The sequence below is a fragment of the Brevundimonas sp. 1080 genome, assembly GCF_040545985.1.
GTDB lineage: Bacteria > Pseudomonadota > Alphaproteobacteria > Caulobacterales > Caulobacteraceae > Brevundimonas.
The window spans coordinates 896,030-909,769 of sequence record NZ_JBEPMW010000002.1 but is presented as its reverse complement, the minus strand read 5'-3'; the positions used below and the strand labels follow the sequence as shown (position 1 = coordinate 909,769).

The following is a 13,740-nucleotide window of genomic DNA, read 5'->3' as shown; positions in this document are numbered from 1 at the left end:
CGGTCCTCGTCGTTTCCTTGAGCCGTCCGGATCTCACGCCCGTTCCGACGCGGCGATGATGGCGGCCTTCACTGCGCGACGCCAGCCGGAAAGCAGACGCTCGCGCTCGTCCGCCTTCATGCGTGGTTTCCAGCAGGCGGGCGCCTCGGCCGGGCGCGCCTCCAAGTCCGGCAAAAGGCCGACGCCCAGGGCCGCCAGGCGCGCGGCGCCCAGGGCCGTCATCTCCTGGAAGGCAGGACGCTCCACCTCGACCTCGCAGATGTCGGCGACGAACTGCATGGCGAAACTGTTGGCGGTGACGCCGCCGTCCACCTTCAGCGTCTTCAGAGGCGGGGCGCCATCGGCGGCCAGGGCGTCGAGTAGGTCGCGCGTCTGATAGGCCAGGGCCTCCAGCGCGGCGCGCACGAAATGGGCCGGACCGGAATCCCGTGTCAGCCCGACGATGGTTCCCCTCGCTTCCGGCTCCCACCATGGCGCGCCCAGACCCGTGAAGCCGGGGACCATATAGACCCCGCCGTTGTCCCTGAGCGTCTGCGCCATCGCCTCCGACTGACGCGACTCTGAGATCAACCCGACCCCGTCTCTCAGCCACTGGATCGCCGAGCCAGCCGAGAAGATCGACCCCTCCAGCGCATAGGCGGACTGGCCGTCGGCCTGATAGCCGAGCGTGCCCAACAGACGCCGTGTCGAGGCCACGGGCTCCGCGCCGACATTGGCGACCAGAAAGGCGCCGGTGCCATAGGTGATCTTGGCGTCCCCAGCTTTCAGCGCCCCGTGCCCGACAAGGGCCGCCTGCTGGTCGCCCGCCGATCCGGCAATGGGCAGAGGCTGGCCAAACAGCGCCGGATCGCTCTCTCCGATCACACCCGCGCAGGGGACGATGTCAGGTAGGGCTTCGCGCGGGATGTCGAACAAAGCGCATAGGTCGTCCCGCCACTCGACCGTCCTCAGATCCATCAAAGACGTGCGTGAAGCATTGGTCGCATCGGTGGCGTGGACCCGGCCGCCGGTCAGTTTCCAGATCAGCCAGGCGTCGATCGTGCCCAGCTTGACCTCGCCCTTCGCCGCACGCTCGCGCGACCCGGGCACAGCGTCCAGGAGCCAAGCGAACTTGGTCGCCGAGAAATAGGGATCGAGGATCAGGCCGGTCGCGGTCTGCACCCTCGGCTCGTGGCCCTGGGCGGTCAGGCGGGCGGTGACGTCGGCGGTGCGGCGATCCTGCCAGACGATGGCGCGATGCAGAGGCTCGCCGGTCGCCGCGTCCCAGATCACGGCCGTTTCCCGCTGATTGGTGATGCCGATGGCGTTGAAGCGGGCCACGCCGCCGGCCTTGCGCACCACCTCGCGACAGGTCTGGAGCGTTGCGGCCCAAATTTCGGCGGCGTCATGTTCGACCCAGCCGGACTTCGGGAAATGCTGGGCCAGCTCGATCTGGCTGACTGCGACGGGCCTCAGGTCCCCTTCTTCTTCGCCGACCGCGCTTCGCGCTGCCTGACACGCGACCTCGAAGGCGATGGCGCGGGTCGAGGTCGTGCCCTGGTCGATGGCGAGGATCAGGCTCATGGTTCTCTCCCGGCTGCGTCTTGGGTAAGGGGAGCATATGACGACGCACCTGCCCAGCTATGAAGGCGTCCTCGACGCCGCCCGCCAGATCGACGGGGTCGCCGTCCGCACTCCCCTGCTCGAAAGCCCCGCCCTGAACGCGGTGGTCGGCGGGCGGGTTCTCATGAAGACCGAAAGCCTGCAGCGCGCCGGAGCCTTCAAGTTTCGCGGGGCCTACAACCGCATCAGCCGACTGACCGACGGGGAGAAGGCGCGCGGCGTCGTCGCCTTCTCATCCGGAAACCATGCGCAGGGCGTCGCCGCCGCCGCCGCCATGGTCGGGACGCCGGCGATCATCGTCATGCCGTCGGATTCGCCCAGGGTGAAGGTCGAGGGGGTGATCGGCTTCGGCGGCGAGGTACGCTTCTACGACCGCTGGACCGAAAGCCGCGAGGCGATCGGCGCGGCCATCGCCGCCGAGCGTGGCTCGATCCTGGTTCCGCCGTTCGATGATCCCTTCATCATCGAAGGCCAGGGGACGACGGCGCTGGAAATGCTGGATCAGGCGGATGCGCCGTTCGACCAGCTGCTGTGCGGGGCGTCCGGAGGCGGGTTGATGGCCGGGATCAATCTGGTCATGGCCGAACGCAGTCCCGCGACGCAGGTGTTCGTGGTTGAGCCCGAAGCCTTCGACGACACGGCGCGGTCGCTGGCGGCCGGAGAGCGGGTCGGTCATCCGCAAGGCGCGCCGTCGATCTGCGACGCCCTGATGTCGCCGATGCCGGGCGTGCTGACCTGGCCGATCAATCGACGGCTGGTGGGGGCGATCACTGTCTCGGATGCCGAGGTCGCGGAAGCGATGCGTTTCGCGTTCCGCCATCTCAAGATCGTCCTCGAACCCGGCGGCGCCGTCTCGCTCGCGGCCCTGCTTGCCGGAAAGATCGGGACGACAGGACGGACGACGGCCATCGTGCTGTCTGGCGGCAACGTCGATCCGACGCTGTACGCCGAGATCATCGAGGGGCGCTTCGGCGGCTGAAGGGCTTCCCTTCCCCGTGACGGTCGGCCAACCTCTCCGCACACGCACAGGAAACGCACGATGACCAAAGCCAGTGAACTACAGGCGTTTATCGGACAGGAGGTCGGGGTGTCGAAATGGTTCGACGTCACCCAGGCCCGGATCGACGCCTTCGCCGATTGCACCGAAGACCACCAGTTCATCCATGTCGATCCGGAGGCGGCCAGGGCCACGCCGTTCGGCGGAACGATTGCGCACGGCTTTCTGACCCTGAGCCTGGCTTCGGCCATGAGCTATGACACGGTGGCGCCGCTGGAGGGCGTCGTGATGGGCGTGAATTACGGCTTCGACAAACTGCGATTCCTGGCGCCGGTGCCGGCGGGATCACGCATTCGCGGTCGTTTCAAGCTCTTATCGGCCGACGACAAGGGCGGCGGACGCTGGTTGCTGAAACATGAACTGACGGTTGAGATCGACGGTGCCGACAAGCCGGCGCTGATTGCCGAGTGGCTCGGGATGCAGATGGTCGATCGAAAAATTGAGCCGTGACGCTCGCATAGGTTATAGTGCCGCGCCGTCGTGGATTGTGACGCGCCGAAGGCTGGACGTTAACTATTCTGTGCCTTGACGCCAAATTCATCTGTATCATCAAGGCCACGGTCTCGCCTTTGCTGATCGATACCGTCACGTTTCCGCCTCGACCTTGTACAGCAAGGCTGGTAAGACCCGCGTAGGCGGTAGACCCGCCCCCTACTATAACAGAGGCGGAGGGATACCCCCCTATGCGTATGAAGACTTTCGTGCTGGCCTCCAGCGCAGCGGCCGCCCTGGCCCTGTCGGCTGGCGCTGCGTCGGCGGAGCCGAACGGCTGGTACGGCGCCATCGACGCCGGCTACCACATCATCGACGATATCAACGCCGAGTCATCGACTACCGGCGCGTCGTGGAACTATGAAGTCAACGACGGCTGGGCGGCGTTCGCTCGTCTCGGTTATCGCTTCAACCCCAACTGGCGCGTTGAACTCGAAGGCGGCTACCGCTCGGGCGACATCGGCAAGATTCGCGCTGTAAGCGGCACGCAGGGCCTATGCAACTTCACGCCGGCGACGGGCGGTTGCTTCTCTCCTGAAGGCGACATCGAGTCCTATACTCTGATGGCCAACGTCTTGTACGACTTCGGTTACGAAGCCTGGGGCGTTCGTCCCTTCGTTGGCCTCGGTGCTGGTGTGAACCAAGTCCGCACTCAAACGATCGGTAATCTGCGCGCTAACCGCGGCGCAACGTTCGCCATCGACGATGATTCGACCAAGTTCGCCGCTCAGGCCATCGCTGGTCTGGCGTGGGCCATCAGCGACCGCGCCAATGTTGATCTGACCTACCGCTATCTGACGGGCGATGCTTCGTTCAACTCGTCGACCTTCGGCACGGGCGTGGGCGCCACGTCGTTCGGCGAATGGGACGGCGACTACGATCAGTCGCACACCGTGACCCTGGGTCTGCGTTACAGCTTCGGTGCGGAAGACGCGCCGCCGCCGCCGCCTCCCCCGCCCCCGCCGCCCCCGCCGCCTCCTCCGCCCCCGCCGCCCCCGCCGCCGGTTGCGCAGAAGCCGGTCGCTCGCCAGTTCGTCGTCTACTTCGACTGGGATCGTTCGGACCTGACTGCGGAAGCCCGTTCGGTGGTGACGCAGGCCGCCAACTACGCCAAGTCGGGCGCACCGACGCGCGTCCTGATCGTCGGCTACACCGACACCTCGGGTTCGGCCGCCTATAACCTGGGTCTGTCCAACCGTCGTTCGCGCACCGTCGCGGACGCCCTGGTTGCTCAAGGCGTCAACGGCGGCGTGATCGCCCTGGACGGCAAGGGCGAAACCAACCTGGCCAAGCCGACCGCCGACGGTGTGCGCGAACCGCTCAACCGCCGCGCGACCATCGACATCAACTTCTAAGACTTTCAGGAGCCGATCTGGTTCGTCCGGATCGGCTTCAACCTTCGAAGTTGTCGAAAGACAGAACGCCGCTTCCGACAGGAGGCGGCGTTTTTCTTTGCGCCGTCTTACCTACTGCGTGACGCGTCTACGCAGAGAAAAAGGGCGACGCCTCGCGACGCCGCCCTCAAGCATTCTGATGTTGACGCCGATCAGCCGGTGAACGGCCGGATCAGGATTTCGACGCGGCGGTTCTGCGCTTTGCCTTCGGCGGTGGCGTTCGAGGCCACCGGGTTACGCGAGCTATTACCGGCGACGTAGAGGCGTTGGGCCAGAACGCCACGGCGCACCAGTTCAGAGGCGACGCTGCTGGCGCGGCGCTCCGACAGAGGCTGGTTGATCGCGTCGCCGCCTGAAGAGTCGGTATGGCCGATCACGTCCACGGTCGACTGGTCGTACTGTTGCAGAACACGGGCGACATCGTCCAGCACGGGCAGGAAGCGCGGATCGATGGAGGACTGGTTCGTGGCGAAGGTCACGTCCGACGGCATGCGCAGCACAAGCAGGTCGCCCTGACGCGCCACGCCTACGCCGGAACCGGACAGTTCGGCTTCCATCGCACGTTGCTGACGATCCATATATTGGCCGACGGCGGCGCCGCCCAGCGCGCCGATCCCGGCGCCGATCAGAGCGTTCTTGCGGCCCTGTTCGCCATTCGAGGTGTTGGTCAGATAGCCGAGAACCGCGCCGCCCAACGCACCCGCGATGGCGCCGGTCCCGGTGTTGTTGCGAACCGGACCCGAACGATAGGGGTCGGTGGTGGTGCAGGCGGCTGCCCCCAGCAGGGCGGCGATGGAAACACTGGCGACGATGAACTTGGCGCGCATGGAATAGTCCCTTTCTTTTGAGCGATCTGGCGCGGAAACGTGCGCTTACTGTGAAGGTTCCAATCTGTACGGGGCATGAATGCCTTCCACGTCCGCACGCGCCATGACCCTGACAAGGTCGCCGATTAGGCGTATGGGAACCGCCGCACATCCCCAAATCGAGGACGACGCCGTGAGCGTGACCCAGACGGACCACACGACCGACCGCGCCATTCAGCCGGTTTCGATGACGCTGTACGACGCCGATTTTCAAGAGTTCAGCGACGCATTGGGCGCGTCCTTCTCCCGCTATGGCTTCGCTGTCGTCGCCGACCATGGTCTGGATGAGGCGCGCATCACCGCAGCCATCGACGACGCCAAGGCCTTCTTCGCCCTGCCGGAAGAGGTGAAGCGTCAGTATCACCAGCCCGGTACCGGCGGCGCGCGCGGCTTGACCCCGTTCGGAGTCGAGGCGGCCAAGGACGCCAAAACGGTCGATCTGAAGGAATTCTGGCACGTCGGCCGGGAACTGCCCGAAGGCCATCCTTATCGCCGCTATATGCGCGACAACCTCTGGCCGACCGAGATCGAAGGCTTCCGCGAGCACCTGTATGGCATGTTCGAGGACCTGGATGCGCTCGGGGCCAAGATCCTGCGCGCCATCGCCCGCTATCTGAAGCTGGGCGACAACTTCTTCGCGGACAAGGTCGACATGGGCAACAGCGTCCTGCGCATGCTGCATTATCCGCCGGTTCCGGCCGATGCGCCTGGCGTGCGCGCCGGCGCGCATGAAGACATCAATGTCATCACCCTGCTGCTCGGCGCCGAAGAAGCCGGTCTTCAGCTGAAGGACAAGGACGGCAGCTGGCTCGACATCGCCCCGCCGCCCGGCGCCCTGGTCGTCAATATCGGCGACATGTTGCAGCGGCTGACCAACCACGTCCTGCCATCGACGACCCACCGCGTGGTCAATCCCGCGCCAGAGCGTCGCGGCTTCGCCCGTTATTCGACGCCCTTCTTCCTGCATTTCAACCCGGACTTCCCGATCGACACCCTGCCCAGCGCCATCACGCCGGACAATCCCGATCGCTATGCGGGCAAGACCATCCTGGCCGAGGATTATCTGACCGAACGCCTGCGGGAAATCCGCCTGCTCTAGGCCGTCAGCGGGAAATCCGTAGTCGGGTGATGTCGCGTCCGATGGCTTGGAAGTCGTTGGACAGGTCCGCGCCCGACTGCGGCAGGAAGGCCTTATCCTTGTCGGTGGCGCAGGTGCTGAGGATGCTGGCTGCGTCGCTGCCGGGCGTGATCGAGAAGCCCACGGTGTAGACAATCACGCCCTTGGCCTTCATACCGCTGCACAGTTTTGCGGCCTGATCGAACGGGTCGCCATTCGTCGCATCACAGGCAATCTTGTCAAAGAGGTTGCCGGACCCTGAGCCCGCATCGCGCGCGATGACGCCACCGCAATAGGGCGTGTTGAATTCCCCGTCCGTCATCAAGATCACCGCCTTCAGAACCTTGGTCGGTGCATAGGCCGCTGCGGGGTTCGATGACCAGAGCCCATTGAACTGGTTGGATACCGTATACCAACCCCAGGCGAGACCAATCTGCCCGGATGTCGAGCCCGTCACAGACAGCCCATTTACTAGGCTGGTCAAGGTGCTGATATTGGATGTCAACGGCTGGATCGTCGCTGCCGGGCAGGGGTTACCCGCCGATTTTACGGGCGTCGTGCGGGGTGGCGCGGCATAGTTGCGACCCACCGTGGCCGTGCTCGGAGCCGCGTCGGTGTAGGCTTGTGAACCCGTACGCTCGCTGACGCAGCTGGTGTTACTAAAGGCGGTCAAGCGATTGTACTGAGCGTCGCGGAAGACGCGCGTGGCGCATCCATCGCGCCCACATTGAACGGAGCCGCCACCAGAATAATCAGCGAACGCGGCGCCGCCGACAGGGATTACAAAGGCGTCGTTCGAAATCTTCTCCAGGACTTCGTAAAGGCCTTCATCATTCGTCGTGTTAAGCGCCGTCATGCCCTTAACGTCAGCGATCTGAAGCGTGTCGCCTTTCGCCAAGCCGTGATTGGTGGACGTGATGGTGACGAAGCAGTCGGAGCGCATGCATTTGCGGATTTGACCGCCCGAGCTGTAGCTGCTGTATCCATTGCCGCTAGTGGTATTCAGCGCATACCAGTTCGCGCCGGATTGATATTGCAGGGACACCTTGTTGGCGTCGATCCGCACGACCTTGTAGGCGCGGTTGTTGATTTGGGTCATGCCGCTGACGCCGCTGATCCAGACGTAGTCGTCGGTCGATAGGCCGTGGCCGTTGGCGGTCACGACGCCCGGCGAAGCGCGCGTTATGCCGGAGATCGACTTGGCCGCCGCCGCCGCCCATGCGGCGCCGCTGATGCCGGTCGATCCGATCGAGGCGCCGCGTGCGGCGTCGGCGCGAGAACCCAGATTCACGCCGATCGAATAGGGCACGATGGCCATGCGGGAATAGTAGGGCGTCTGTTTCGCGGCCGGCTGAACGACCAGTTTGATCAGCTGGTTCGCGGCGTTCTTCAGATCACCGATCCGATTGTTGCTGCCCATCGAGCCGGTGATGTCGAGCACCAGCGAAACCTCGATGTCCTTGGACGACCGGTTCACCTCGGAGTGGACGCTGACCGGCAGGGTGTCGTCCAGAATTTTGCCGTAGGGGGGCAGGACGACATTGGCGATCAGCGTCTTCACCTGGACCTGGATGTCGGCGATGACGATCTGGTCTTTCGTCAGCTCGATCTTGACGGCGTCATCGGCGAACGGCTCCACGGACGCGTTGCGTAGATTGGCTCTCAGCGCCACCAGGGCGACGGTCTTCAGGTCTTTCGGATCGGTATAGGACGAGCGCGCCGCAGCCAGGGCGGCGGCGTCCAGCGCGTCCTGAACGCGGGCCTTCGCTGTCGTGACCCGGTTGATGTCGATGCCGCCCAGGGTCAGCATGATCAGCGCCGGCATCACCAAAGCGAAGATCATCACGACATTGCCGTCGCGGTCCGACGAGAGGCGCGACGTGAACATGCGCAGAGCCTTCACCGCCCTGCCGATCCGATTGGAAACCTTCACCATGCCCATCCCAAAGGACGCGGACCGCCCGATTAGCGCTCAGTCTGCCATCGGGCGGTTAAGGGAATTGTGAAGGGGACGGTTAACGCCGCGGCGTGATCAGGCGGCGCTCCATCCGCATTGGTGACCGCGGTTCTGCTCCTGGAGCCAGACGTTCAGCGGGGCGAAATAGTCGGCGATGGCTGAAGCGTCGTTGCCGTCGTCGCCGGTGAAGGCCTTCATCGCCTCCTGCCACGGGCGGGACTGACCCATCTGCAGCATGGCGTTGAAGCGGGCGCCGACCTCCTTGTTCCCATAGACGGAGCAGCGATGCAGCGGCCCGGTCCAGCCGGCCTGTTTGCAGGCCGCACGCTGGAACTGGAACTGATAGATGGCGGCCAGGAAGTAGCGCGTGTAAGGCGTGTTGCCGGGCACATGGTATTTGGCGCCCGGATCGAAGGCGTTGGCCGGACGCGGACCCGGCGGAACCAGGCCTTGGTACTGCAGCATGTCGGCGGTCCAGGCGGTGTTGTAGGCTGCCGGCGCCGTCTCACCCGAGAAGACGTCCCAGCGCCACCTGTCGACCATCAGGCCGAACGGCAGGAAAGCGATCTTGTCCAAGGCCATCTTGAGCAGGAAGGGAATATCTTCCTCCGCGCCCGGCGTGGTCTTCAACAGGCCGATCTGGTTCAGATAGGTGGGGGTCAGGGCCGACAGGCCGACGAAGTCGCCGATGGCCTCATGGAAGCCGTCGTTGGCGCCATTGCGGAACAGCATCGGCTGGTTCTTGTAGGCGCGCTGATAGTAGTTGTGACCCAGTTCGTGGTGGACGGTGTAGAAGTCGTCGCCGTTGACGTTGGTGCACATCTTGATGCGGATGTCGTCGGCGTTGTCCAGGTCCCAGGCCGAGGCGTGACAGACGACTTCGCGGTCGCGCGGGCGGGTGATCTGACTGCGTTCCCAGAAGGTCTGAGGCAGCGGGTCGAGGCCCAGCGAGACGTAGAAGCCCTCGCCCGTCTTGACCATCTTGGTCGCGTCGTAGTCGGCGGCCTTCAGCAGTTCGGTGAGGTCGTAGCTGGAGGCGCCGCCGCTGGGCGGGGCAACCACATCATAGATGTTGCCCCACTGTTGGGACCACATATTGCCCAACAGATCGGCGCGGATCGGGCCGTGGTCGGGCTGGACCGCGTCGCCGTATTTGGCGTTCAGCCTGGCGCGCACATAGCAGTGCAGATTCTCGTAGAAGGGCTTCACCTGGGCCCACAGCCGGTCGGTCTCGGCGGCGAAATCGTCGGCGGGCATGTCGTAGCCTGACCGCCACAGGGCGCCGGTGTCGGCGAAGCCCAACTCACGCGAGCCCTCATTGGCGATCTCGACCATGCGGGCGTAGTCGTCGCGCATGACCGGCGAGATGGTGCGCCAGCCTTCATAAAGCGCCTTGGTCTCGGCGGGATCGCGGCTGTCGGCCAGGATCAGCGAGGCTTCGTCCAGGGTGATCGGCCTGCCCTGGAAATCGAACTTGCCGGTCGAATAGGTCGAGTCCAGCCGCGTGGTGATCTGGGCCAACTCCTCGGCCGCGCCGGGACGGTTGGGCGCGGGCAGGACGAGGCTGAGCCGCAGCAGGTTCAGCTTGCGGCGCACGACCGGATCGACCTGGACGTCGTTGAACTTGGCCGCCTGATTGGCCAGCTGGACCTGAAGCTCGGTCGCCTCGGCGTTGGCCTTGGATTCCAGCCACATGGTGTCGAAGGTGATGTTGGTGGCGCGCGCCCACTGGATGCGGGCAACATATTCGCTGACCTCGGCCCATTTGCTTTCGGCGTCAGCGATGAAGGCGGTCGCGCCCTCGGCGGTGATCGGATAGTCGGCGCGCATGCCGCTGACGGCCGGCGCGGGCGTCGTCGACGCCGTCTGTTCGACGCCCGGGGCTGCGGCGGCGGGTTCGCTGGTGCTGGCGCAGCCGGCGGCGAAGGCGAGGGCGCAGACCGCGACGGCGGTCATCATCTGACGCTTCATGGTGGATCTCCTGAACAGCGCGGGCAGGAGAGGTCAGGCCTGGTCGCCCGTCAAGCGTGACCGTTCAGCGGCCGACGACGCAGGTGTTCAGACCTTCGTTGCGCACGGTGCCCATGGCGGCCTGAACGCGCGAGGCCCGCCGACGCACATAGGGGCCGGGCGCGGCGGCCTCGTAACGGCGCGGGGCCGGCAAGATGGCGGCCAGACGCGCCGCCTCACGCGGGCTCAGGTCGCGGGCGTCCTTGCCAAACCAGTGGCGCGACGCGGCCTGGGCGCCATAGACGCCGGGCGCCCATTCCACCACGTTCAGATAGACCTCCATGATCCGACGCTTGGACCAGACGGCCTCGATCAGGACGGTGTAGCCCGCCTCCAGACCCTTCCGGATCCAGTCGCGCCCGGGCCACAGGAAGACGTTCTTGGCCGTCTGCTGGCTGATGGTCGACCCGCCACGCAGACGCCCGCCTTCGGCGTTGTGGTCCAGGGCCTTCTGAATCGCCTCCATGTCGAAGCCGTGGTGGCTGCAGAACCGGGCGTCCTCGGCGGCGATGGCGGCGTTCACCAGGTTGGGCGAAATCTGGTTCAGACCGCGCCACTGATAGTCCATGCCGTCGCCCCTCGCGAGTTGGCGCAGCATCAGAATGGTGGGCGGCGGCGGGACGATGGCGACGATCAGCACGCCTGCGACCGGGATCAGGGCCAGGATCAGAAGCGCGGTCAGCACAACGCGACGCCAGCTCTTGCGGCCCGTCGCCATCAGAGGATCAGGACCCCAGCGGCGCCGTCTTCGTCGGCCCACGCCACCTTGTCGACGGCGGGGCTGAGCGACAGGGCGACGATGGCCGGACCCTTCTCAGCCTTGACGAAGTTCAGACCCTGGGCGGCCGGATGCGCCACCCAGACCCGACCGTCGGTCAGGCCGGCGGCGAGTAGGCCCTGATCGGCGCGGGCCGAGACCAGATTGACCAGGGTCGTGTCGTCATAGCCGATCTCGGTCGCCTCGCGCCCCATCGGTCCGTTCGATCCGATGAAGGGCCATAGGACCGCGCCCTGCGCGCCTGAGGTCGCCATCAGCTGACCATTTGCCAGGAAGGCCATCGAGCGCACCTTGCCCGGATAGCCGCCCATGCGCAGATTCTTGGCGTCCTTGATGCGCCAGCCGTGCATCTGATTGTCCTGCATGGTCGTGACGACGAAGGCGCCGTCGGGCGAGAAGGCGACGCCGGTGTGCGACCCGGCCCAGGCCAGCTTCACCGGTTGCTGTTTCTCGATCCGCGCATACCACAGGGCCGCCCCGCCATAGGTCGAGGTGGCGATGCGCCGGCCCTTGGGCTCGAAGGCGACGCCGGAGACGGTGCGCTCGTGCTGGAAGTCGCGGCGGAAGCCGACCTCCTTGGGGTCGATCACCGACAGGGTGCGGCCGAAGGAAAAGGCGATCAGACCCGAGGCCGGCGAGGCGTCGATGGCGTCGATCCACTGGTTCTTGGCCGTGGCGAGAACGACCGGGTCCTCGTCGCGACGGGTCCAGACGACCTTGCCGTCATCGCCGCCTGTGACGATCCCGTCGCCGGACGGGTGAACGCAGGCGCACAGTACGGCGCCGTCGTGCGCCTCCACCCGCGTCCGGTCCTCGAACCGGATCGAGCCGTCGCCGAGGGCGAAGACAGCGCCGGTGTTGTCGAACAGGGCGGCGGTGACCTGGGCGTCGAAATCGAAGTTCATAGGCCGCATGTAGCGATCCGACCTTGCCGCGTCACCTTCTGCTTGACCGCTAGACCGGATCGGTCGGCTTGGGCGTCACTGGCGCAGGCTCCGCCTGCGCCTTTGCCGGTTCGTCGGGCAGGGGGATGAACTCCAGGTCGTCCGCGTCCGGCAGCGTCATCCGGCCTGCCTTCCAATCGGCCTTGGCCTGATCGATGCGGGCCTGGCTGGAGGCGACGAAATTCCACCAAATCAGCCGTTCCCCCACCGGCTCTCCGCCCAGCACCATGACGGTCGACTGGGTCAGGGCCTTGACCGTCGGCTCGGCCGTCGGCTCCAGCACGATCATCTGGCCCTCGTGGAAGGTGCGATCGCCGACCTCGATGGAGCCCTTGGCCACATAGAGCGCGCGCTCGCTCATGCCTCCGGCGCCCTTGCCGGACGGCGGGGCGGTTCGCACGCCGGGCTGAAGCTCCCAATGGATATAGAACAGCGGCGACGACACCGGGACGGCCGCCTTGGCGCCGTAGGCCTCACCGGCCACCAGTCGCGCGAACAGGCCGCCGTTCTCGTAGGCCGGCTGGGCGTCCTCGCCCAGGTGATGGAAGGCCGGGTCCATCTCTTCGGCCTCGTCGGGCAGAGCGACCCAGGCCTGCATGCCGTGCATCGGCCCGCCCTTGCTCTTCTTCAGCGGATCGGTGCGCTCGGAATGGACGATGCCCTTGCCGGCGGTCATCCAGTTGACCTCGCCCGGCCGGATCGCCTGATCGTAGCCGAGATTGTCGTGGTGCATGATCTCGCCCTCGAACAGATACGTCAGTGTCGACAGGCCGATATGCGGGTGGGGGCGCACGTCGATGGCCGTGGCGCCCGGCGCGAACTCCGCCGGTCCCATCTGGTCCAGGAAGATGAAGGGCCCCACCATCCGGCGCGAATGGAAGGGCAGGACGCGCCCGACCTCGAACCCGCCCAGGTCCTTGCGGCGTGCGTCGATCACCAGTTCGATCATGTGTCGGCTCCCAGTGCGGCCCGCGCCGCCTGAGCCACGTTATCCGACGTGAGGCGTGATGATGCCAAGAGGCAGGGCGGTCACATTCTTCACGCCGCGCGTGACGATGTGGCTTTCGCAGTCCGAGACGATGCCCAGCGCCAGCAGCTTCTCGCGCAGGAACAAATCGAAGGCGTGCATGTCCGAGGTGATGATGCGCAGCACATAGTCCTCGCGCCCCGTGATGGTGGCGCACTGGACCACTTCCGGCCATTTGGCCACGGCGGCCTCGAAGACATTGAGATTGTCGGCCGAGGGCAGCATCAGTTTGACGATGGCGTAGACCTCGAAGTCCAGGCCCAGCAGCTGCGCGTTCAGCAGGGTGACGCGCTTGGTGATCAGGCCGGAGTCTTCCAGCCGCTTGATCCGCCGCCAGCAGGGCGAGGCCGACAGCCCGACGCGATCGGCGACCTCTGCGACCGAGAGCCCGGCGTCTTGTTGCAGGATATCCAGGATGCGGGCGTCGATGGGGTCGAGTTCGTCGGCCAATGCGTTTCTCCGATTATGATTATCGCGAAATAAAATACCCGATATC

The 13,740-nt window shown here is 65.5% G+C and carries 12 protein-coding genes; 4 read left to right on the top strand and 8 right to left on the bottom strand.

Annotated elements, in window-relative coordinates; translation table 11 throughout:
* Positions 1-33: 33 nt before the first annotated feature.
* On the bottom strand, positions 34-1,563 hold the full coding sequence (glpK, locus tag ABIC32_RS09810; protein ID WP_354074027.1) for a glycerol kinase GlpK: 1,530 nt from the start codon (positions 1,561-1,563) through the stop codon (positions 34-36).
* 37 nt (positions 1,564-1,600) lie between these two features.
* On the opposite strand from glpK, the gene ABIC32_RS09805 reads away from it, so the two are divergent.
* The 3 genes from ABIC32_RS09805 to ABIC32_RS09795 all read left to right on the top strand — a co-directional run bounded on the left by ABIC32_RS09805 (position 1,601) and on the right by ABIC32_RS09795 (position 4,506).
* Positions 1,601-2,581 (top strand): threonine ammonia-lyase, encoded by a 981-nt coding sequence (locus tag ABIC32_RS09805; protein ID WP_354074026.1) that lies wholly within the window; start codon positions 1,601-1,603, stop codon positions 2,579-2,581.
* A 60-nt stretch (positions 2,582-2,641) separates the two neighbouring features.
* Positions 2,642-3,109, top strand: coding sequence for a MaoC family dehydratase (locus ABIC32_RS09800; RefSeq protein WP_354074025.1), 468 nt, complete (start codon positions 2,642-2,644; stop codon positions 3,107-3,109).
* 239 nt (positions 3,110-3,348) lie between these two features.
* Positions 3,349-4,506, top strand: a complete 1,158-nt coding sequence (locus tag ABIC32_RS09795) for an outer membrane beta-barrel protein (RefSeq protein WP_354074128.1) — start codon at positions 3,349-3,351, stop codon at positions 4,504-4,506.
* Positions 4,507-4,697: 191 nt separating this feature from the next.
* Here ABIC32_RS09795 and ABIC32_RS09790 read toward each other — a convergent pair whose 3' ends face one another.
* The gene (locus ABIC32_RS09790) at positions 4,698-5,372 is read right to left on the bottom strand and encodes a YiaD family glycine zipper/OmpA-like lipoprotein (RefSeq protein ID WP_045811096.1); all 675 of its coding nucleotides are present in this window, start codon (positions 5,370-5,372) and stop codon (positions 4,698-4,700) included.
* Positions 5,373-5,598: 226 nt separating this feature from the next.
* Between ABIC32_RS09790 and ABIC32_RS09785 the strand changes: the two genes are divergently transcribed.
* Positions 5,599-6,510 carry an isopenicillin N synthase family dioxygenase gene (locus tag ABIC32_RS09785; protein WP_354074127.1) on the top strand — a complete coding sequence of 304 codons (912 nt, stop codon included), beginning with the start codon at positions 5,599-5,601 and terminating at the stop codon, positions 6,508-6,510.
* 4 nt (positions 6,511-6,514) lie between these two features.
* On the opposite strand, the gene ABIC32_RS09780 is transcribed toward ABIC32_RS09785, so the two are convergent.
* From ABIC32_RS09780 to ABIC32_RS09755, 6 genes are all read right to left on the bottom strand, one after another.
* Positions 6,515-8,464, bottom strand: a complete 1,950-nt coding sequence (locus ABIC32_RS09780; protein WP_354074024.1) for a ubiquitin-activating E1 FCCH domain-containing protein — start codon at positions 8,462-8,464, stop codon at positions 6,515-6,517.
* Positions 8,465-8,560: 96 nt separating this feature from the next.
* Positions 8,561-10,456, bottom strand: a complete 1,896-nt coding sequence (locus ABIC32_RS09775) for a M2 family metallopeptidase (RefSeq protein ID WP_354074023.1) — start codon at positions 10,454-10,456, stop codon at positions 8,561-8,563.
* Positions 10,457-10,520: 64 nt separating this feature from the next.
* Entirely contained in the window at positions 10,521-11,213 is a 693-nt protein-coding gene (mtgA, locus tag ABIC32_RS09770; RefSeq protein WP_295185879.1) for a monofunctional biosynthetic peptidoglycan transglycosylase, read from the bottom strand.
* Complete coding sequence (locus ABIC32_RS09765) at positions 11,213-12,178, bottom strand: WD40 repeat domain-containing protein (RefSeq protein WP_205683036.1); 966 nt, start codon at positions 12,176-12,178, stop codon at positions 11,213-11,215. Before ABIC32_RS09765 ends, mtgA begins: the two co-directional genes overlap by 1 nt.
* A 49-nt stretch (positions 12,179-12,227) precedes the next feature.
* The gene (locus ABIC32_RS09760) at positions 12,228-13,166 is read right to left on the bottom strand and encodes a pirin family protein (protein ID WP_269220284.1); all 939 of its coding nucleotides are present in this window, start codon (positions 13,164-13,166) and stop codon (positions 12,228-12,230) included.
* 39 nt (positions 13,167-13,205) lie between these two features.
* Complete coding sequence (locus tag ABIC32_RS09755) at positions 13,206-13,694, bottom strand: Lrp/AsnC family transcriptional regulator (protein ID WP_055754211.1); 489 nt, start codon at positions 13,692-13,694, stop codon at positions 13,206-13,208.
* Positions 13,695-13,740 lie beyond the last annotated feature (46 nt).

Coding starts and splice junctions, on each gene's coding strand:
- glpK (WP_354074027.1), bottom strand. CDS start 1,563: ATGAGCCTGATCCTCGCCATCGACCAGGGCACGACCTCGACCCGCGCC.
- ABIC32_RS09805 (WP_354074026.1), top strand. CDS start 1,601: ATGACGACGCACCTGCCCAGCTATGAAGGCGTCCTCGACGCCGCCCGC.
- ABIC32_RS09800 (WP_354074025.1), top strand. CDS start 2,642: ATGACCAAAGCCAGTGAACTACAGGCGTTTATCGGACAGGAGGTCGGG.
- ABIC32_RS09795 (WP_354074128.1), top strand. CDS start 3,349: ATGAAGACTTTCGTGCTGGCCTCCAGCGCAGCGGCCGCCCTGGCCCTG.
- ABIC32_RS09790 (WP_045811096.1), bottom strand. CDS start 5,372: ATGCGCGCCAAGTTCATCGTCGCCAGTGTTTCCATCGCCGCCCTGCTG.
- ABIC32_RS09785 (WP_354074127.1), top strand. CDS start 5,599: ATGACGCTGTACGACGCCGATTTTCAAGAGTTCAGCGACGCATTGGGC.
- ABIC32_RS09780 (WP_354074024.1), bottom strand. CDS start 8,464: ATGGTGAAGGTTTCCAATCGGATCGGCAGGGCGGTGAAGGCTCTGCGC.
- ABIC32_RS09775 (WP_354074023.1), bottom strand. CDS start 10,456: ATGAAGCGTCAGATGATGACCGCCGTCGCGGTCTGCGCCCTCGCCTTC.
- mtgA (WP_295185879.1), bottom strand. CDS start 11,213: ATGGCGACGGGCCGCAAGAGCTGGCGTCGCGTTGTGCTGACCGCGCTT.
- ABIC32_RS09765 (WP_205683036.1), bottom strand. CDS start 12,178: ATGAACTTCGATTTCGACGCCCAGGTCACCGCCGCCCTGTTCGACAAC.
- ABIC32_RS09760 (WP_269220284.1), bottom strand. CDS start 13,166: ATGATCGAACTGGTGATCGACGCACGCCGCAAGGACCTGGGCGGGTTC.